General features: G+C 69.6%; 17 protein-coding genes and 1 tRNA gene. 13 read left to right on the forward strand and 5 right to left on the reverse strand.

What is annotated here, in order from left to right:
* From RYN42_RS04390 to RYN42_RS04430, 9 genes are all read left to right on the forward strand, one after another.
* Positions 1–924: pseudouridine synthase (locus tag RYN42_RS04390; RefSeq protein WP_399552389.1), on the forward strand; the 924-nt coding region annotated here is incomplete at its 5' end.
* Complete coding sequence (locus RYN42_RS04395; protein ID WP_315094063.1) at positions 921–2,030, forward strand: prephenate dehydrogenase; 1,110 nt, start codon at positions 921–923, stop codon at positions 2,028–2,030. The genes RYN42_RS04390 and RYN42_RS04395, both read left to right, overlap by 4 nt.
* Entirely contained in the window at positions 2,012–2,737 is a 726-nt protein-coding gene (gene cmk, locus RYN42_RS04400; RefSeq protein WP_315094064.1) for a (d)CMP kinase, read from the forward strand. Before RYN42_RS04395 ends, cmk begins: the two co-directional genes overlap by 19 nt.
* Positions 2,734–3,417: a lysophospholipid acyltransferase family protein gene (locus RYN42_RS04405; RefSeq protein WP_315094066.1), complete on the forward strand. Its 684-nt coding sequence runs from the start codon at positions 2,734–2,736 to the stop codon at positions 3,415–3,417. Before cmk ends, RYN42_RS04405 begins: the two co-directional genes overlap by 4 nt.
* Before the next feature lies 1 nt (position 3,418).
* Positions 3,419–4,225 (forward strand): class I SAM-dependent methyltransferase, encoded by an 807-nt coding sequence (locus RYN42_RS04410; RefSeq protein WP_315094067.1) that lies wholly within the window; start codon positions 3,419–3,421, stop codon positions 4,223–4,225.
* 56 nt (positions 4,226–4,281) lie between these two features.
* Positions 4,282–5,757: a ribosome biogenesis GTPase Der gene (gene der / locus RYN42_RS04415; RefSeq protein ID WP_315094070.1), complete on the forward strand. Its 1,476-nt coding sequence runs from the start codon at positions 4,282–4,284 to the stop codon at positions 5,755–5,757.
* Positions 5,754–6,797, forward strand: coding sequence for a hypothetical protein (locus RYN42_RS04420; RefSeq protein ID WP_315094072.1), 1,044 nt, complete (start codon positions 5,754–5,756; stop codon positions 6,795–6,797). Before der ends, RYN42_RS04420 begins: the two co-directional genes overlap by 4 nt.
* A 27-nt stretch (positions 6,798–6,824) precedes the next feature.
* Positions 6,825–6,898, forward strand: a tRNA-Pro gene (locus RYN42_RS04425).
* 276 nt (positions 6,899–7,174) lie between these two features.
* Positions 7,175–7,534: a hypothetical protein gene (locus tag RYN42_RS04430; RefSeq protein ID WP_315094074.1), complete on the forward strand. Its 360-nt coding sequence runs from the start codon at positions 7,175–7,177 to the stop codon at positions 7,532–7,534.
* Positions 7,535–7,757: 223 nt separating this feature from the next.
* Here the strand turns inward: RYN42_RS04430 and RYN42_RS04435 are convergent, their stop codons facing one another.
* Positions 7,758–9,503 carry a hypothetical protein gene (locus RYN42_RS04435; RefSeq protein WP_315094076.1) on the reverse strand — a complete coding sequence of 582 codons (1,746 nt, stop codon included), beginning with the start codon at positions 9,501–9,503 and terminating at the stop codon, positions 7,758–7,760.
* A 290-nt stretch (positions 9,504–9,793) separates the two neighbouring features.
* Between RYN42_RS04435 and RYN42_RS04440 the strand changes: the two genes are divergently transcribed.
* Positions 9,794–10,363 (forward strand): hypothetical protein, encoded by a 570-nt coding sequence (locus tag RYN42_RS04440; RefSeq protein ID WP_315094077.1) that lies wholly within the window; start codon positions 9,794–9,796, stop codon positions 10,361–10,363.
* Between the two features lie 43 nt (positions 10,364–10,406).
* Here the strand turns inward: RYN42_RS04440 and RYN42_RS04445 are convergent, their stop codons facing one another.
* Complete coding sequence (locus RYN42_RS04445; RefSeq protein ID WP_315094079.1) at positions 10,407–11,276, reverse strand: hypothetical protein; 870 nt, start codon at positions 11,274–11,276, stop codon at positions 10,407–10,409.
* Between the two features lie 197 nt (positions 11,277–11,473).
* Between RYN42_RS04445 and RYN42_RS04450 the strand changes: the two genes are divergently transcribed.
* Positions 11,474–11,821 carry a hypothetical protein gene (locus tag RYN42_RS04450; protein WP_315094081.1) on the forward strand — a complete coding sequence of 116 codons (348 nt, stop codon included), beginning with the start codon at positions 11,474–11,476 and terminating at the stop codon, positions 11,819–11,821.
* Positions 11,818–13,263 (forward strand): hypothetical protein, encoded by a 1,446-nt coding sequence (locus RYN42_RS04455; RefSeq protein WP_315094082.1) that lies wholly within the window; start codon positions 11,818–11,820, stop codon positions 13,261–13,263. The genes RYN42_RS04450 and RYN42_RS04455 overlap by 4 nt, the downstream gene beginning before the upstream one ends.
* A 637-nt stretch (positions 13,264–13,900) precedes the next feature.
* Here RYN42_RS04455 and RYN42_RS04460 read toward each other — a convergent pair.
* Both RYN42_RS04460 and RYN42_RS04465 read right to left on the reverse strand, forming a co-directional pair.
* A complete protein-coding gene (locus RYN42_RS04460; protein WP_315094084.1) occupies positions 13,901–16,093 on the reverse strand; it encodes a hypothetical protein in 2,193 nt (730 codons plus the stop codon).
* Positions 16,094–16,106: 13 nt separating this feature from the next.
* Positions 16,107–16,448 (reverse strand): hypothetical protein, encoded by a 342-nt coding sequence (locus RYN42_RS04465; protein WP_315094085.1) that lies wholly within the window; start codon positions 16,446–16,448, stop codon positions 16,107–16,109.
* Between the two features lie 222 nt (positions 16,449–16,670).
* Here RYN42_RS04465 and RYN42_RS04470 point away from each other — a divergent pair, with 222 nt between their 5' ends.
* Positions 16,671–16,922, forward strand: coding sequence for a hypothetical protein (locus RYN42_RS04470; RefSeq protein ID WP_315094087.1), 252 nt, complete (start codon positions 16,671–16,673; stop codon positions 16,920–16,922).
* An 847-nt stretch (positions 16,923–17,769) separates the two neighbouring features.
* Here RYN42_RS04470 and RYN42_RS04480 read toward each other — a convergent pair.
* Entirely contained in the window at positions 17,770–18,441 is a 672-nt protein-coding gene (locus tag RYN42_RS04480) for a hypothetical protein (protein ID WP_315094089.1), read from the reverse strand.
* Positions 18,442–18,497: the final 56 nt, after the last annotated feature.

Raw genomic sequence — 18,497 nt, forward strand, 5'->3', positions numbered from 1 at the left:
GCGCCGAGCAGCGGCGGGTCGGCGGGCGGCGGCACACGCGGCCGATCGAGCGCCCCGGCGCGCAGCGGTGCACCGCGACCCAAGAGCGGCAGCGGCTACCCCCGCAGCGGCGGCACGGGTCGCCCGCGCGCGGACGGGGTGTCGAGCCGGCCGCGGAAGCCGACCCGCACGCCCGAGGTGACGATCGACGTCCACGACCCCGACGGTGTGCGCCTGCAGAAGGTGCTCGCGGCGGCCGGCCTCGGCTCCCGGCGCTCGTGCGAGGACCTCATCGCGGCCGGTCGTGTGACGGTGGACGGCAACAAGGTGCTCGAGCTCGGCGTGCGCGTGGATCCCCTCACGGCGGTCATCCACGTGGACGGCATGCGCGTGCAGCTGGACTCGTCGATCATCACGATCGCTCTGAACAAGCCGAAGGGCGTCGTCTCGACGATGCACGACCCCGAGGGACGGCCGTCGATCGGGCAGTTCGTGTCCGACCGCGAGGAGCGGCTGTTCCACGTCGGCCGCCTCGACGCGGAGACCGAGGGCCTGATCCTGCTCACCAACGACGGAGACCTGGCCAACCGGCTGTCCCACCCGTCGCACGGGGTCACCAAGGTCTACCTCGTCCAGCTGGAGGGTCGGGTCACGCCCTCGCTCGGTGCGCGGCTGCTCAAGGGCGTCGAGCTCGAGGACGGGCTGGCCAAGGTCGACAAGTTCCAGGTCGTGCAGACCACCCCGCAGGCGAGCCTGGTGGAGATCGAGCTGCACGAGGGCCGCAACCGCATCGTCCGACGGATCTTCGACGAGGTCGGCTACCCGGTCACCCAGCTGGTCCGCACGCAGATCGGCCCGATCCGCCTGGGCGACCTCAAGCCCGGCCGCACGCGGGTGCTGTCCAAGACCGAGGTGGGCTCCCTGATGACTCGGGTGGGCATGTGACGCTGGCGACGAGAGGGCCGGTGCGCATCGTCGGCACCGGCCTGCTGGGCACGTCGGTGGGGCTGGCGCTCGCCACCCACGGCGTCGACGTCGTCCTGCACGCCCCCTCCCGCACCGCCCTGGCGCTCGCGCGCGACGTCGGGGCGGGTCGCCCGGCCCGCCCGGACGACGCGCCCCCGGTGCTGGTCGTCGTCGCCGCGCCGCCGGACGTGACCGCGGACGTCGTGCGTGCCGAGCTGGAGGCGTACCCCGACGCCGTGGTCACCGACGTCGCCAGCGTCAAGGGGTACGTGCTCGCGGAGCTGCGGGCCGGCGGCGCCGACCTGACCCGCTACGTCGGATCCCACCCGATGGCCGGTCGGGAGCGTTCCGGCCCGTCCGCGGCCGTGCCGGACCTGTTCCTCGGCCGCCCCTGGGTGATCGCCGACTCGGGGTCCTCGCGGCCGGACGCGATCCTGGCCGTCCGAGCCCTCGCCGTCGACCTCGGTGCCCTGCCGGTGACGATGGACGCCGACGCGCACGACGCCGCCGTCGCGGCCGTCTCGCACGTGCCGCAGGTCGCCGCGAGCCTCGTGGCCGCCCGCCTGCGCGGTGCCGACGAGGCTGCGCTCGGGCTGGCGGGCCAGGGGCTGCGGGACGTCACCCGGCTCGCGGCGTCGGACCCGGCCCTGTGGACCTCGATCCTGGCCGCCAACGCCTCCGCGGTCCGCGCCGTCCTGGTGGACCTGCGCACCGATCTCGACGCCGTCATCGGCGCGCTCGGTCAGGCTGCCGCGGCGGACGGCCCCGAGACGGTCGAGCAGGGCGCGCTGGCCACCCTGGCGCAGGCGATCTCGGACGGCAACGCCGGTGTCGCGCGCATCCCGGGCAAGCACGGCGGCGCCCAGCGCCTCTACGGCGTGGTCACGGTGCTGGTCCCGGACGCACCGGGCGAGCTGGCGCGCCTGCTCACCGAGGTGGGGGAGGCGGGGGTCAACCTCGAGGACCTGCACCTCGAGCACGCCGCCGGGCGCCCGGTCGGCATGGCAGCGATCTCGGTGCTGCCCGGCAGCGTGGAGCACCTCGAGGCGGAGCTGACGGCCCGCGGATGGAGACTGGTGAGTTGAGCACGTCGATGGTGGTCGCGATCGACGGCCCGTCGGGATCGGGCAAGTCGAGCGTCTCCCGGGGGGTTGCACGCGCGCTGGGGCTGGCGTACCTCGACACCGGCGCGATGTACCGCGCCGCGACCTGGTGGTGCCTGCACCGGGGGGTGCCGCTCACGGACGTCGCCGCGGTGGCGGAGCAGGTCAGGGGGCTGCCCCTGGAGATGGGGGTCGACCCGGAGCGCCCGACCGTGCACGTCGACGGCGTCGACATCGGCGACGCGATCCGGGAGACGGCGATCTCCGCGGCGGTCAGCGCCGTCGCGACGAACCTCGAGGTGCGTGCGGAGCTGGGCAGGCTGCAGCGGGCGGCCATCGAGGGGTCGCGCGAGCCCGGCTCGTTCTCCGGCGGTCGTGGGATCGTCGCCGAGGGCCGGGACATCACCACTGTCGTCGCACCCGACGCCGACGTCCGGGTGCTGCTCACCGCGAGCGAGGACGCCCGGTTGGCTCGGCGCGCGCTGGACGTGCACGGGAGCGACGACGCGGCGGCGGTGGAGGCCACGCGCGACCAGGTGCTGCGCCGCGACGCCGACGACTCGACCGTCGTGCAGTTCCACGTCGCGGCGGACGGCGTGGCCACCGTCGACTCGTCGCACCTCGACCTCGACCAGACCGTGCAGGCCGTGCTCGACGTCGTCGCGCAGGTCACCGGCTCGCGCGCGTGAGCTCCGACGGTCCGTCGCCGCGCGGTCCGCGCTGGTCGCGCTGGATCGGGCGGTTCCTGGCGCGGGTGGTCTGGCGCACCGACGTCGTCGGCGCCGGCAACGTGCCGGCCGAGGGGCCGGTGCTGTTCGCCGCCAACCACACGGGCGTCATCGACGGCCCGCTCCTGCTGGGGGTCGCGCCCCGGCCGTCGCACATCCTGGTCAAGGAAGAGATGTTCTGGGGTCCGGTCGGGACGGTGCTGCGCGCCGCCGGCCAGATCCCCGTGGACCGCGCGGGAGGGCGGACGGCGCTGACCAGCGCGCTGGCGGTGCTGAAGCGCGGAGGTGTCGTCGGGGTGTTCCCGGAGGGCAACCGGGGACGCGGGGACGCGGCGAACGCCCGTGCAGGGATCGCGTGGCTCGCCCTGAACGGCCACGCGCCCGTGGTGCCCGTCGCGGTGCTGGGCACGCGCCGGACGGGGGAGTCGGTCAACCGGCTGCCCGGGCTGCGGCGTCGGCTCGCGATCGAGTTCGGGCGTCCCCTCGTGCTTGAGCGGTCCGCCGGCACGTCGGGTCGGGTCGCTCTCGAGCAGGCCAACGAGGCGATCCGGGCGGCGCTGGTCGAGCTGGTGGACGAGGCCGTGGCCCGCACCGGCCTGGCGCTGCCCACCGACGACCCCAACCGGGAACGCGCGCTCTGACATGGACTGGCAGTGGGACCCCACGCTGTTCGCCGGCACCGCCGCGCACTACGTGGTGGGCCGCCTGCCCTATCCGCCGGCCCTGGCCGACGCGCTGCGGGACGCGCTGGGTCTGGACGGCACCGGCCGGCTGCTCGACGTGGGCTGCGGTCCGGGGTCGCTGACACTGCTGCTGGCGCCGCTGTTCGCCGAGGCGGTCGGCGTGGACCCGGATCCCGGGATGCTCGACGAGGCGGCCCGCGCGGCGGGCACGGCACCGGTGCGCTGGCGCCGCATGCGCGCCGAGGAGCTGCCGGCCGATCTCGGCTCCTTCCGGACCGTGGTGTTCGCGCAGTCCTTCCACTGGATGGACCAGCCGCTGGTCGCCCACCGCGTGCGCGGCATTCTCGACCCCGGCGGCGCCTGGGTGCACGTCTCGGCGATCACCCACCGCGGCGTGGCCGAGGAACTGCCGCTGCCGCACCCCCGTCCGCCGTGGGACCGTATCGACGCCCTGGTGGCCGACCACCTCGGCCCGGTGCCTCGGGCGGGGCGGGGGACGCGGCCGCAGGGCAGCCGAGGCGGCGAGGAGGACGTGATGCGAGCTGCCGGGTACGCCGGACCGGAGCGCCTCGTCATCCCGCGCGCCGAGCCGGTCGAGCGGTCCACCGACGGCGTGGTCGCGGCCGTCCTGTCGCTCTCGAGCTCCGCGCCGCACCTGTTCGCCGACCGGCTCGACGACTTCGAGCGCGACCTGCGCGAGGTCCTCGGCCCGGGCCCCTTCTCCGAGCTGCTGCCCGACGTCGAGGTCGCCGTCTGGCGCCCGTGACGGGGCTCTCGCACCGGTAGTCGTCGTGCGGTCGGCGCACCTGGGACAATGGGCGCATGACTGAGCCCGATCCGACCCCCGCGCTGCCCGACGAGGCCACCGAAGCCGACCGTGAGCGGGCGCTGCGCGCAGGGCTCACCGAGTACGAGCTCGAGGACGAGGACCTTGCCCTCCTGCACGCCGGTGACGTCGGGGAGATCGGCGAGGAGCCGGTCGTCGTCTACCCGGTGCTCGCCGTCGTCGGCCGCCCGAACGTCGGCAAGTCCACCCTGGTCAACCGCATCCTCGGACGCCGCGAGGCCGTCGTCGAGGACAAGCCGGGCGTCACGCGCGACCGGGTGAGCTACCCCGCGGACTGGTCCGGCAAGCGGTTCACGCTGGTCGACACCGGTGGCTGGGAGGTGGACGTCGCCGGCATCGAGGCGCGCGTCGCCCAGCAGGCCGAGGTCGCGATCTCGCTGGCCGACGCGGTGATCTTCGTCGTCGACGCCACCGTCGGCGTCACCGAGACCGACACCCAGGTGGTCAAGCTGCTCCGCAAGGCCGGCAAGCCGGTCGTGCTCTGCGCCAACAAGGTCGACGGCCCCGCGGGCGAGGCCGACGCCGCGAACCTCTGGTCCCTCGGGCTGGGGGAGCCGTTCCCGGTCTCCGCCCTGCACGGCCGCGGGACCGGCGACCTGCTCGACGCCGCCATCGAGGCGCTCCCCGAGGTCTCCGCGCACGGCACCCCGATCCCCGACGGACCCCGCCGCGTCGCGCTGGTCGGACGCCCGAACGTCGGCAAGTCCTCGCTGCTCAACAAGGTGCTGGGCACCGAGCGCGTCGTCGTCGACTCCGTCGCCGGCACCACGCGGGACCCGGTCGACGAGCTGGTCGCGCTCAAGGGCAAGCCGTGGGTGTTCGTCGACACCGCCGGCATCCGCCGCCGCGTGCACCAGACGTCCGGCGCCGACTTCTACGCCTCGCTGCGCACACAGGCCGCGATCGAGAAGGCCGAGGTCGCCGTCGTGCTCGTCGACGCGTCGGTGAAGCTGACCGAGCAGGACACGCGAGTGATCACGCAGGTCATCGAGGCGGGCCGCGCGCTGGTCATCGCGTACAACAAGTGGGACCTCATGGACGAGGACCGCCGCCCGTTCCTCGAGCGCGAGATCGAGCAGGACCTGGTGCAGGTGCAGTGGGCGCCGCGGGTGAACATCTCCGCGAAGACCGGCTGGCACACCGACCGCATGGTCCCCGCGCTCGAGCGGGCGCTGGAGTCCTGGGACACCCGCATCTCCACCGGCCGCCTCAACGCGTTCCTCGGCGAGCTCGTCGCCGCCCACCCGCACCCGCTGCGCGGCGGCAAGCAGCCCCGCATCCTGTTCGCGACGCAGGCCTCCACCCGGCCGCCCCGCTTCGTCATCTTCGCGACCGGCTTCCTCGACCCGGGCTACCGCCGCTACATCGAGCGCCGCCTGCGGGAGACGTTCGGGTTCGAGGGCACGCCCATCTCGATCTCCGTCCGGGTGCGGGAGAAGCGCAAGCGGTGACGCCCGACGGGCCGGTGCAGCCTCGGCGAGCCCTGCTGAGGCTCGGCCTGCCGCGCGACCCCGCGTCGAGCAGCCACATCACCGGCTTCCTGGTGATCACGCTGGCCACGGTGATCCTCACGCGCCTGCTGCTGAGTCTCACGGGATACCCGCAGCTGGGCGGCGGGGGAGTGCACGTCTCCCACGTCCTGTGGGGCGGTCTGCTCATGGCCCTGGCGTTCATCGTGCTGATGACGTTCCTCGGGCCGGTCGTGCGCCGGTTCGGGGTGCTGCTCGCGGGCATCGGGTTCGGGCTGTTCATCGACGAGGTCGGCAAGTTCGTGACGTCCGACTACGACTACTTCTGGGAGCCGACGGCGGCCCTGATCTACCTCGTCGTCATCGCGCTGGGCCTGTTCGCCGACGTCCTGCAGCGCCGGCACCCGCGCGACCCGGCCGAGTTCCTGGCCGCCGCCACCGACCAGGCCGTCGCAGGCCTCGCCGGTGGCTTCAGCACCCGCGAGCGGACCCGGGCGCGCTGGTACCTGTCCCAGGCCGGTGACGTCCACGGCGCCGACGAGGTCCGTGCGCTGCTCGACGTCGTCGAGCACGACGCGGCCGAGGTCCCCGACCCGATCGGTGTCATGTCGCAGTGGATCGTGCGAGCGTCCCGCTGGCTCGTGCGCGCCCGCTGGGTGCCCTGGGTGACTGTGGCGATCCTCGTCGCCACCTCCGTCGTCACGCTCGGCCGTGGTGTCTACGGCTGGACCGCCTCCGCCGACCAGCCGGCGTGGCTCGTGGTCGGCGTGCTGCTCAGCGGGTTCGCGTCGACGGCTTTCGCGATCGTCGGCCTCGTGCGAGTCCGCCGCGACCGCGAGGCCGGGTACCGCTGGTTCCGACGGGCCGCCCTCGTCGCGCTCCTGATCACGCAGATCTTCCTGTTCCGGCTCTCGCCCTGGGACGCCACGATCGGCCTGGTGATCGACCTGGTGATCCTCGGGGTCGTCGCCGCCGAGCTCGACGTGATCGCCGGTGACCGGAGCACCTCACCCGTGGGGTAGAGTTTCGGAGGCTTCTGCGGGAGCCATCGGGCTGTGGCGCAGCTTGGTAGCGCACTTGACTGGGGGTCAAGGGGTCGCAGGTTCAAATCCTGTCAGCCCGACAGTGAAAGCGCAGGTCAGAGGCTTCTAGGGGTCATCCTAGCAAGCCTCTGACCTTCTCTTTTTGGCCCGGCGGGAAACATCTCGGGAAACATCTCGCCGCGTACGCGGGTGCACAGAGGTGTGTGGGGCAGTGCCTGGGTGGATTTGCGGGGGTCGAGGTGGCGTCGTCGGCGGGTGGGGGGACGACGTCGTCGGTGCGGGTTGCGGTGCGGTGAGCGCGTGCGGGGTCGGGTCGGCCTTCTGAGGTGAGGACGCGACGGGACGGGGGAGTGACGATGGCGGGTCAGACGGCGAGGCAAATGGCGCGTCGGGCGGCGTTGGATGCTCAGGCGCGGATGCGGGCACGTCGACTGGAGCAAGAGCGGCGGCGCGACGCGCTGGGGGTGGTGGTCGTGTCGGCGCTGGCGGAGCGGGACGCGGTGGTCGCGGCGTGTGAAGCGCGGGCCGGGGCGGCGCTGGGGAAGCTGACCGGCGAGGAAGGGCTGAGCCTGGCGCAGGCGGTGCAGTGGTGTGGCGGGACGGATCTGCTGACCGCGCGTGAGGCGGCGCGGTTGCGGCAGGCGTCACGGCCGGCGGCGAGCAGTTCGCACTCGGCAGCCGGGGACGGTGGTCCGGGTGCCCGCGCGGTTGGGTGAGGCGGGGCGTCGGCGCTCGCGGCCGGGTGCGTGGCGACGGAGCTCGTAGAGCGATACCGGGCGAAGGTGGTTGTGGTGACGGCTTGGACCGCCGGTGGCGGACCGGCGCGGTGAGATGGCGTGGACACGGGCGGTTCTGGCTGGCGCCGCGCCGGGTCGTCGTCGCGCACCGGTTTGTGGGGTGGTCTCGCGTCCGTCCTCGCCGAGCTGCGGCCGACGCGGTCTACTCGGCGCTCTCGTCCTCGGAGCTGGCCGGCATCGAGGACGTCGTACCGACGCTTGCGGGTCCTTCAGCGGCCGCGAGCTGAGCGTTAGGCTTTATGAGCGCATCCCGCTCGGACTCGGGAAGCCTCATGGACTCGGCGAGGACGGCAGCGAACGCCAGGATCTGCACGTCGTCGGTGTCAGGGTGAAAGGCCCACCTGAGGTCGACGTCGCGCGCGACGAGGTCGACCTCCGAACGCCCGCCCTCACCTTTGGCGGTCCTCGCCCGGACGTAACGCACGTCGTCGAGCAGGATGCGTCGCCCGATCTTGGCTTCCTGTCGCAGTGTGTTCGCCCTTGCGGTGAGGATGCGGTGGTCAGTGACCGCGACCACGGTCGCCCAGCCCTCGGGGTCGATCCGGCTCAGGACGCTTTGGCCGACAGCTCTGACGACATCGCCCTCGTCGCGTTGGTAGCAGAAGGCGATGCACCGCAGAGTCTCGTCCTGACCGACGAACCACCGCAGGACCCGAAGGTAGGGGGCGAGGTCCAGGCCTTTGAGCGCGCAGACGATCCCCGGAGCTTCGACGGATGGGGCCGGCGGGCGAAGGGCGTCGGCAAGGGGCTCGATCACCTTGAGCAGCTGGGTACTGGTGAGGCGGGCGGAGTTGGAGTCCCTTCTCCTTCGGCCCACGGGAATCGTCCGTCGTCCAGGAACCTCGGCGATGATCTGCAGCTCTCGTGTCAGGTCATCGACGAGGTGGGTTGCCTCGGAGAGCGCCGGCTCGAGCTCGTTGCGGGTGTCGCGGACGATGATGTCGACGAGCCGAGCCTCGTCAGGATCCTCGGCGCCTGCGGTCCGAGCTTTGCCAGCATGAAGGGCCTGGTACCCGGTCCACGCCTGTAGTGAGGACATGAGCGCGTGGGAGTCGAAGAGGATCGCCTCGGCGTTGGTGTCGAGGTACTGACGGCGCGCGCCCGTGTCGAGTCGCTCGATCTTCGTGACGTGGTTGCCGACATTGCGGCGGTACCGGTCGAGTTGCGTGCGCAGCGGCGCCCCGTTCCCGGAGACGGTGTCCCATAGCGAGGGTGGGACCGACTCGAGCTCGCGCGCTTGGTTGAGCGCACGATCGATGGCTGCGACGTGTCCGGTGAGTTCGTCCCACCGTCCTTGGCGTATCTCCGTGAGGACCTGGTTCGTCAGGGCGATGTTCGTTCTGACCAGTCCGGTGATCTGGTTCAGCTGCATCTGCAGAGCGACCATCGCCACCGCCGGCCCGATCGCGACCGCTACCGTGGCTGCACTTGCTGCGGTCAAGGGGATGAAGCGGGCCTGCGCGACCAGCTCGCCGTTCATCCACACGGAGCCGAGGTTCGCGCCATCCTTGACCGCGAGGACGGCGCCGTTGTTGAGCAGCGCTTGTGTGGCGGAGTTGACCCGGTACAGACCCTGTGCGCTGGACATGGCGTTCGCGATGCTGCCGCCGACGGTTGCCGAGTTCCCGACGAGGGAGGCGAGAGTCGTGGTGAGGAGCATGCGGTCCGTGGCGGGCACGAGGCCGAAGTCAACGAGGTCGAGCTGGAGCGCCTCGGGGACCTTACCGAAGACGACGGCGACACCGGGCAGCACCTCGATGAGCGCGGTCGTCGGCTCCTGGTCGGTATTCGCGTCGGGCGCAAGGCCGTCGGTGAGACCCGAGTCGGCCGCGTTCTGAACCCCGCCGTCTGGCTCGTCGCTACTCGTCGAGTCCAGTGCGTCCTGCATGCCTTCTCCTTCGGCGAGAGCGCGCGACGGCCGCCGTCGGCATCGTCGCCGAAGTCTATGGCGCGCCTCGGTGCTGCAGCCCCGGCTATTGGTCTGAGCGAGGGCCTGACCAGGCACGGCGCGACGCTGACCGCCGCGGTGCGGGGGCCCGAGCGCGTCGCCGCCCGAGGTCGACACGCTCGCCATTGTTGGTGCCGAGCACCCGCCGCTTGTCCTCGACCACCATCACGAACCTCGCGGCCTTCGGGAAGAGAGACCGCGAAGGGTCTCCGACAAGGTCGGGAGGAGTCATGGTTGGGCACGAGGAACTGGTCGTCGCGGACGCCCACCTTCACCGCGCCAGGAGGAAGCTCGAGGGATCGATTTCGGAGTGCGGAAAGGGCGGGGCATGGGTCGAGGCGCTCGATCGCGTTCCCTCGTCGCGTCAGCTGCAGCAGGCGTCGGCGGGTCTGAAGCGCGCGCTCGTCTACCTACACGCTGCACATGAGGTGATTGGTGACGTTGCCGACGACGTCGCTCAGGGCGCGACCGCTCAAGTGCTCGGGGACCTGCGCCTGCTCGAAAGGCAGTGCGCGATGGTGGACGAATTGAGCGGCCACGTCGCTCGGCAGTTGGCAATGACGACGCTGGGTGACAGCACTCTGGACGAGCGTGGTCGTGGTCTCGCGATCGTGCAGAACAGGATCGACGAGGCGCGGTCCAGCGCTCAGTCTGCCGGGCGTTTGGCCAGCGCGCTCGCGGCCAGAGCCCACCTGTCCGCCTCGGACCGGGCGGATGCCGTTGTCCAGCGTCTGACGGCGGAACAGCAGAGTTGTCGGCTGGCGCGGCTGTCCGAGGGTGTGCTCGGCGTGCCGCGCTGACCGCACGAGCGGCGCTCGTCCTACTCTGCCCGCGGCCGAAACATCAGAGCGTCACCAGACCGAGCGGCGGCCGCTGCGTTCCAGATGGGGCCAGGGCACGCAGGCGTGTCCTCACGGCATCGCTATCCGGACACGTGCGCAGGAACGCGGCCAGGTGGTCACCGAGCCCAGCATGGGCGACACCCTCGTCGCCGGCGCGAACGAGCAGTTCCCACCACCGGTGCTCCCAGACCGGCAGTGCGTAGTTGAGCGCGCCGATGAAGGCGACGCTCAGGGCGAGCCCGAGGTGCCCACCGGTGATCGTCTGGACGACGGCCACAGCCACGATGATCGCCCGCAGCTTCCAGGCAGCTCGGGCGAACGGCACTCGGACACCCCACCGGCAGAGGGCGCGGACCGTCGCGCGCATCGCTCGCCACGGCGTCGAGACGCTTCGAATCACGAGGTCGCTGCGCGTCAAGCCCGCGCTCACCAGGACCGCCGCGTGCGCAATGACTGCGGCTGCTCTCCGAGTGGGGAGTTCGTCGAGGGCAACAGCCTCGATCAATCCCGTCGAGATGACGACAGTGCGCCGGCCGACGCCGAGGGCGCCGATCACTGGGGATCGCTGCACGCGAAGGTCGACGAGTGGCGGTCCCAGCCCAGCCCGGCACAGTTCGGTCAGCACGGCTGCCAAGTCTTCGCGCTCGGAGGGTCGAAGCCGACGGGCGCTCACAGCCATCGCAGCGGTGCCTCCTTCGCAGGTGCGGTGCCACGCTGCCGCGAGTAGGACGACCAGGGCAAGTGCAGTGGGAGCCGCAGCTTTCGGCGGGATGGCGGCGAGGGCGAGCCCGACCATCACGACGCTGACCACCACCCCGGGGCCGATCGCCAGGGCCTTCACGATCCACGCCGGCATCGTCGTCACCTCCATTCGCACCAGTGCGAGACGACGCCTGGTCGAGTCCGCATGACCGCCGGGGCGTCGTCGGCCGGCCTTCGGCCGCTGAGGGAACTGTCCACCGATCCACCCACACGACACCGCCGTCCACAGCTCGCGCTGCGCACAGCGGGTTCGTAGCCGGGTGTGAACCGATGGGGGTGGTCCGACCCGACGAAGGGAGCAGGTCGGTGAGCGAGCCAGGCATCGTCGATCCGACGACCTCATGGATTGAGGTTGTCGCGCTGTTGTCAGCGGCAGCCGGCACGGCCCTGACCGGGAGCCCAATGGGCCCCGCGCCGCACTCGTTGGCCCTGGGCGCGCACATCGTCGCGGCCGACGCCCTCGAGCTGCTACCGCTCGAGGTCGACAGCGCCCTCGACGACGTCATCGCGCCGATTGGAGCGACGCTGGTCGAGCTCATCCGCGCGGCCCATCTGGCCGCTGGTCGCCACCCGGTCGAGTCGCTGCCCGAGGGCGCCGGCGCGGTGATCGATTCGCTGGACGCCCTCGTCACTGAAGCGAGGGCGGTCTCGTGACCGCGACGGTGAACGCCACGCCCGTCCCAGCCCACGCGCAGCCGGACGACGAGCGGACGGTCGCCGACCTTCTGCTGGACGCCGACATCGCTGCCCGCGAACTGCTGTGGGATGCGCCTCCAGACACCGCGAAGGCCAAGGCGCGCTCGTGGGGCGAGATCATCGAGGCGGCCGCCGAGCTCTGGTCGTCGTTCCCGGACCGGTCCGACAACCCGAGCATGGACCGCATCGACAAGCTCACGGCAGGGATGCACCGCAACCAGCAGCGCACCGGCTGGCCGGGACCCGGCGACGGCGACCCCCACCTGGACCGGGTCGTAGAGAACCTCGCTCGGGCGACCGAGATGATCTCCTCCCGACGACACCCGACCGCACCACTCAGCGAACCCGGGCACCTGGACTCCGAAGCCGCCCGGACCCGAATCATGCACGTGGTCTACGTCGCGTCCCACGGCGTGGGGCAGGCACTGCGGCAGTACAACCGTGACCTTCGCCGCGTCCTCGACGCCAAGCATCGCCTCGCCGAGGGCGAGTCAGCCGACCAGTCGCACAACCTGCTGGTGCGCGTCGGAGCAGCCGAACAGCTCGCGGCGTCCTATCTGCAGGGCCGCTGGCCTGCAGCGCTGACCGGGCAGCACCGCGAACCTGTCGAGCCTGCCCGCCTCGAGTGGGCGGTGGCCCGCTGGGACGTCCAGGCTCGTCGGACCCTGGCCGGGGCGCCGAACGCGGCCGACGTGCTGTTCGCTGTGGTGGTCGAGCGGGACCTGACGCTGAGCGGCGGCCGGATCCTGGCCGGAGCTGCAGATTTCGGCGTTCTTGACGCCGAACAGCACGACCAGCGGCTGCAGCCGGCACTCGGCGCACTCGACGAGGCGTGGACGCGACTGGGCAGCGACCTCGGCCACCTGACGGGGCGAAGCCACCGGGTCGACGTCAACTTGAAGCACGCGGGTGCTGAGCTGCGTGCGTCGCTGCGGGAGATCACCGCTGATCTGGGCGCTAATGCCGAGCCGGCGACCATGGTCGAGCGCGCAGACCTTTGGTCGGCGAGCCTTGAGGTGCATCGGGGGATCGTCGCCGCAGTCGACCTAAGCTATGTCCTGCGCGACGTGGTGACCGATCCCGACCTGACCGCCCCCGCCCGCGGCGTGCAGGCCGCGTGCCTGCGTCTCGTCGACCAGCCCGCCCTGGGCGCATGGATCGACGCGCGCGACGCGTACGCGAACCGGTCCGTGCCCCTTCCCGACGCGCTCCGCCAGTCGTTGGCTGGCCGCTGCGATGGCGTGGTGGATGCCGCGTTACAGGTTGACTCGGCCGGCACGTTCTTGGGTGCCAGCCACCCGAGCAGCGTGGGTACCAGGCCGGTTGATGGTCGTGCCCACGAGGAGCGCTCGATCGGCCTGCCGCCCCGGCCCGGGCCGGGCTACGGCTGCGACCGGTGACAAGAAGCGGGGTGCGTCGACTCGTGCCCGCGAGACGCCGAGAGGACCAGTCATGCCACCCAGGCCCGACCCGAGCGGTGAAGCCATCGCCGCTCTGACAGCCGCAGCACGGGGTACTCGCACCATCGGTGCCGGCACGCAGTAAGAGCACACGGAGCCGGTCGACTCCGGCGAGATCGCCTGCCACGTCCTCACCGCGGTCGCGGCCAACATCGGCAGCGTGGAGAAGCTGCTTGCTGGACCCGGATCCTGGGAGGCCGACTACGTCCGCCAGATTGTCCACGGCACGGCCGGCGACCGCCCAGAGGTTCTTGCAGCATGGCGGACTAAGGCCCTCAAGGCGCTCTTTGAGGCTGACCAGCGGCACCGGCGAGGTGTGCGGCTCGTATCCGGTCGCTACGGGCAGGACGCCGGACGTGCAGCCCACGCGGTGACGACCATCAGAGTCACCGGGGGCCGCGAACTGCCACCCCGCTCGGTTCGACCGGCCATCGGAATGGGTTGCCCGTGGTGCTGGTCCGCTCAGCTCAGCAGTCGCACGGGAGTGTCGTCGACGCCTGAAGACTGATCAGGGATCGACGGGGGCGGTTCCAGTGGACGTCGCAACAGGTCCTGGATCCTGGAGGCCGGTCTGGTGCTACGCCATGAGATCCTCCAGCGCGTCCGCGAGGTCGTCAGTCTTGCGAGTTCGGCGATCCCGAAGGAGAGCGATTACGTCCCCTACCCCGTCGAGCCAACCCCCCGCGATGCCTGCCAGGGCAATATGGCGCGCGAGACGTAGCACATGCTCCTCGCCGCTGAGGATGCACATGGCTGGCAGCATCCCGCACATCTGTCGGAATCCCGCGGCCGCATTTCCGCTTACCTCGCAGAGACGGGCATGTCGGGGCCGCACAAGCACTTCCAAACGAAGGTATGCAGTAACTGTATCCGAACCCACCTCTGTACGGTCATCGGTATAGTTTGACGCAACTTTGCTCGCTCTTGAGTAAAGGTCACGGAATGCGGCCCCGCGATCGACCGAGAAGAACCAGACCGCTTCATCTGCTTCGAGCAGCCACTGTTCAAGTTGATCGGCCGCAGATCCGACAAGATCGCCAGTCATGTTTTTGGCGTACCGTCCTAGTCTGCCGCGCCGGTAGACCCACTCGGGTACAGCTGAGGAGTGGTCTCCGATATCAGCCTCGATCTGGAGCTCGTGCTCCATCCCGGTGAGATCTTCTGCAGCAATTCTCGCAATGATCTTTTCGGCCTGCGGGTCGCGCAGCAGGCGCTGAAGCAGCGCCACGCCAGGCAGCACCGCCTCATCGGGGACGGACATCTGCACCCACCGCGTAAGTTGGAGCGCTGAGACTCCTGAACCCGTGCCAATCGCCGCGCGTACGCTCTTCAGCGCGGGGCGCAGTAGACGAGGCAGAAGTCGCGCACCCCAGGTCGAGTCGAAGCGCAATCGAGCGTAGTGGTGAAGCGATCGATTGAGATCGCTGGGATCACGATCTCCAAATTGACGAATTGTAGCGCGTGCTCCAGGATCCTCAAAAACAGACGCATGGGCCTCAGATGTCGCAGTTACAACGGCGCGCTGTGTGGTCGCGTCCTGGGCATCGAACGTGTTCCCACCCGCGCTCCGATCGAGAGCGGCGAGATGTTGCGGGATAGAAAGCCTGAGCACACGGGCGATCTCCTCGACCTCGTCGACGAACTCCCAGTGGGTTGAGTCGTCATTGTCTGGGAAGTGCGGAAACTGCCGGAGGGCATCCCGCAATGGCTGCTTTGGCCGGGGATAGGGTTCTTGGCTGCGGCAGAGATCAGCGATCTCGACGAGTGTGCCTGTCAAGTCATCGGCCATTGTGAGCAGGCGTTCCGGGATCCAGGTCTCGAGAGCAACCTGCTTTATGGACTGGTAGCGATCGGCTGGCGAAGGGTGAGATATCGGTCGCGCAGGAAAGTAAGTGTTCTCGACGAGACCTTGAGCTTCAAACGCGAGACGTATTCCACACAGCGCCTTGACGAGTTCGAACTGCTCATTCTCTTCAAGGGGGTGACCGATGAATCGGGCGAGCGTGCACGCCGTGGCTCCTGCGTCCGCCTCAATCTCTTGTTCGGCCTGCAGTCTGGAACTCGTATCGGTCGGCGACGGACTATCTGCGTCAAGATGACCCTGGAGGATGTGCTGAACTTCATGGTGGACCATGAAGCGCTCGGCGTGAAGGGTCGCGCCAAGCGCGATATCCAATTGACGTTCGGTGACCCACACGGGCGTTGGAAGTACGAACGAATCGGCGACCTGCCCTGATCCGAAATAGCACCTGGCCAGTCGCGCAAGTATTTCTATCGGGATCTCCCGGCCCGCGCTCTCCAGGTCGGCGTCTTCGTCGTCGCCTTCTTGGCGCACGATCCATCGTACGATCATTAGCTTTGCGAGGAAGTATAGCGTTGCAGGAATACCGTCATCGATTGCGATGAGGAAGGACCCAGGGGTCCGAACAGTCATCGCGCTCCATTTGCCGGAGGGCACGAAAGTCAGCAGAGTGCGGGCGAGATTAGCGCGGTTCGCGGCTAGCGAAGTTGAAGGTGGCAGCATGGCGACATCAGATGTGACGTCATCCAGGAGGGATGCAGCGAGGGATACGAGCCAGCTACCATCGCCTCCGCCTCGGAGAGCGGTAGCAAATTCCGCGTTGGTAGAAGTGAAACCAAGGCTGATCGCTTCTTGAACAAAAGCGAGCGAGCGGTCGCGTTGGGCGGGCGAGATGTAGCTGCTCTCCACTGCAAGCAGAGTGATCGCATCAGCCAGCCTCTTGGCGGGTCCACGCGGATCCTGGTGCACGCACGCCACCTCTTCAGAGATGGGTGCGGCAGTACGCGGCGAGACCCCGCCTGGTAAGAATCACTGCGAAGACTGCCACCACCTCACGATTCATAAGGCCCGCAAGGGTGTCGATCAAGGTAGCCGCCTCCACCGCCGCACTGAGGCTCGACCCTCCCGTTATGAACACGCGAACCGCGTCAGAAGAGCAGATCTGCTCTTGATACTGTCGCGCATGCTCCTCAAACCATGCCTTTCCCAGGCGGATGTATGAGGACGGGTCGCCCGGACCGAACTCCCTTGGGCTCACTGAGCGGCCCAGAGCCTCAAACAGCTCGTCGTCGCTTAGGAGGACTAGCTCTTCGGGTGCTGTCATGCGGAGAGCATACTGGCGCCCTGACGGTCGGCGCAGGCTCCATTGCCCGCCGACTCGGGGGTGGATGTCGGGGTCGTCGGGGCTTGACCCCGAGTCGTGGACACGCGATTAGGGTTATGCGGCTTCCCTCGGAGTAGCGGTGGGGAGCCTGGCCCGTTTCCGGGGGCACTTTCAGTTGGTTGATCGTGCCGCCGCGGTCGGGCGGTGGGAAGGTTCTCGTGCTTGACGCGTGCGGCTCAAGCACTGCGTCAGGATCCGCGGGTCTCGCTGACCGTGCTGGCCACTCACGACTGGTACAGCCGCGTCACTCTCCTCGGGCACGCAATCAACGTTCTGCCTGACCCGGACCTGGTCGGCATCGATCGCCTCTCGCGCCACGACACGGGCCACGAAAACGCAGGCCGGACCGTTGAGAGGCGGAGCTGCTGGCTGGAGAACGACCGATGGACGGGCTGGGGCAAGCTCAAGAGCTGAACCCGACCTCGGCATTCGCTCAGTCCGTGGCAATGCATTTGCGGACGGTGCCCTGCCGGCGGGGCGCGTCAGGAGCGCCACTGTGTCGACAGGTCGATAAGCATGGTGCCCGTCTGCCCCCGCCTCGTGCGGACGACGCCGTGCGCCGCGACGGCCGCGAGCACGGCCCTTTATCGCCGTCCTCCCGGGACGTCGCGGTCGATCTGGCAGCCGGGGACGATGAACTGGGAGATGATCTTGCAACGTGCGTAGCTAGCGTGCCGACAGGGCCATGCTCGCCGGCAGACCGGTCATCGCGGCCCGGGGCGACAAGGGAAGAGTCCGCCGCCAGTCCGCAAGCAATCCGCGAATGGTCCAGTCGCAGCCGAAAAGTGCCACTCGTCACGCGCAGCGCGACGGCGGTATCTGTCCAGATCAGCCGACTGAGCCGTCTCTCCCAAGCAAGGTCCAGCAACGACCCGTGCGCGAGCGAACACAACCCGGCCGTAGGTGCCGGCCGAGTACGCCTCGTCGGCGAGCACTGCATCGGGTGTGGTGCGCGGACGACCAGCGCCCAGGCGGGGGACGCGGATGTCCGCCAGGACTCCGCCGAGCGGGGTGCCGTCGTTGCGGTGTCCGCCAGTGATGACCGCGGTGAGCGGGGACCATGCCCGTCGACGGGCGCCTGAGTCTTCGTGGTCGCCCCGCCCCGCCCCGAGAGCGTTCGATGTCGTGAGCTGCAGGTTCAGGCCCTTCGATCGGTAGATGCCTGTGATTCGACCCTGCCCCCCGGGTATGGGAGACATGCCTTGGTCAACGGAGGCGGCGCCCACAGTGGTGGATTTCATGACGCACTGTCGGGTGCACGTCAGTGGCTGGGTCCCGTTCGCGTGTACATCGGATGCGACGTGGGGTACGGCGACCGGGTCCTCTGAGATCCGAACTGCTCCGCTGGCAGCATCCGCGTCGTCGGCGAAAGGCCAACGTCACGAAGGGACACCCGGTCGGTGACAGCGAGCCTCGCCGCGAGACGCATCCGGACGGGTTCGATGACCTGATCAAGTTCGGCCATCACCGCGTCGACCAGCTCGATGAAGTTCTTCACCTGCTCGGGTGGCATCGTGCTGGAGAGGTTCGGCGCGGAGACGTCGACGACCTCGAGTGTGTCGGCGTCGAGCACACCGACCGCGTAGGTGACCGACAGGTCCGACTGGGAGTGCGCGATCGTGCGGTTGCGGAACATCGCGACAAGGTCGTGCGTCGCGAACACCCGTGCAGGGATCTGGACGAGGCTCGTGATCGGTCGTCGCACCTTCGACGGGAAGAACGTGCGGCAGTATGCCATCGCGGCGTTGGCGATGAGCGAGCGCTCGGCGCCCTGGAGCGGCGATTCAGTAACCGCGGTGCTCTGCAGGGCAAGCGCGAGCGCATCCCGGGCCTCGACAAGGTCGACCGCGTGGCTCGACAGCTCGATGAACAAGCGCGCGTCTTCGGAGTCGTTCACCATCACGAATTCATACCGCCGCTCGTTAGGATCCACCGCTCGAGTATGACGAGCGCTCCTAGGACGACGAGATCGACCCTGCACCTTGGCGG

Source organism: uncultured Cellulomonas sp., from assembly GCF_963527515.1.
In the GTDB taxonomy this organism is placed as follows: Bacteria; Actinomycetota; Actinomycetes; order Actinomycetales; family Cellulomonadaceae; genus Cellulomonas.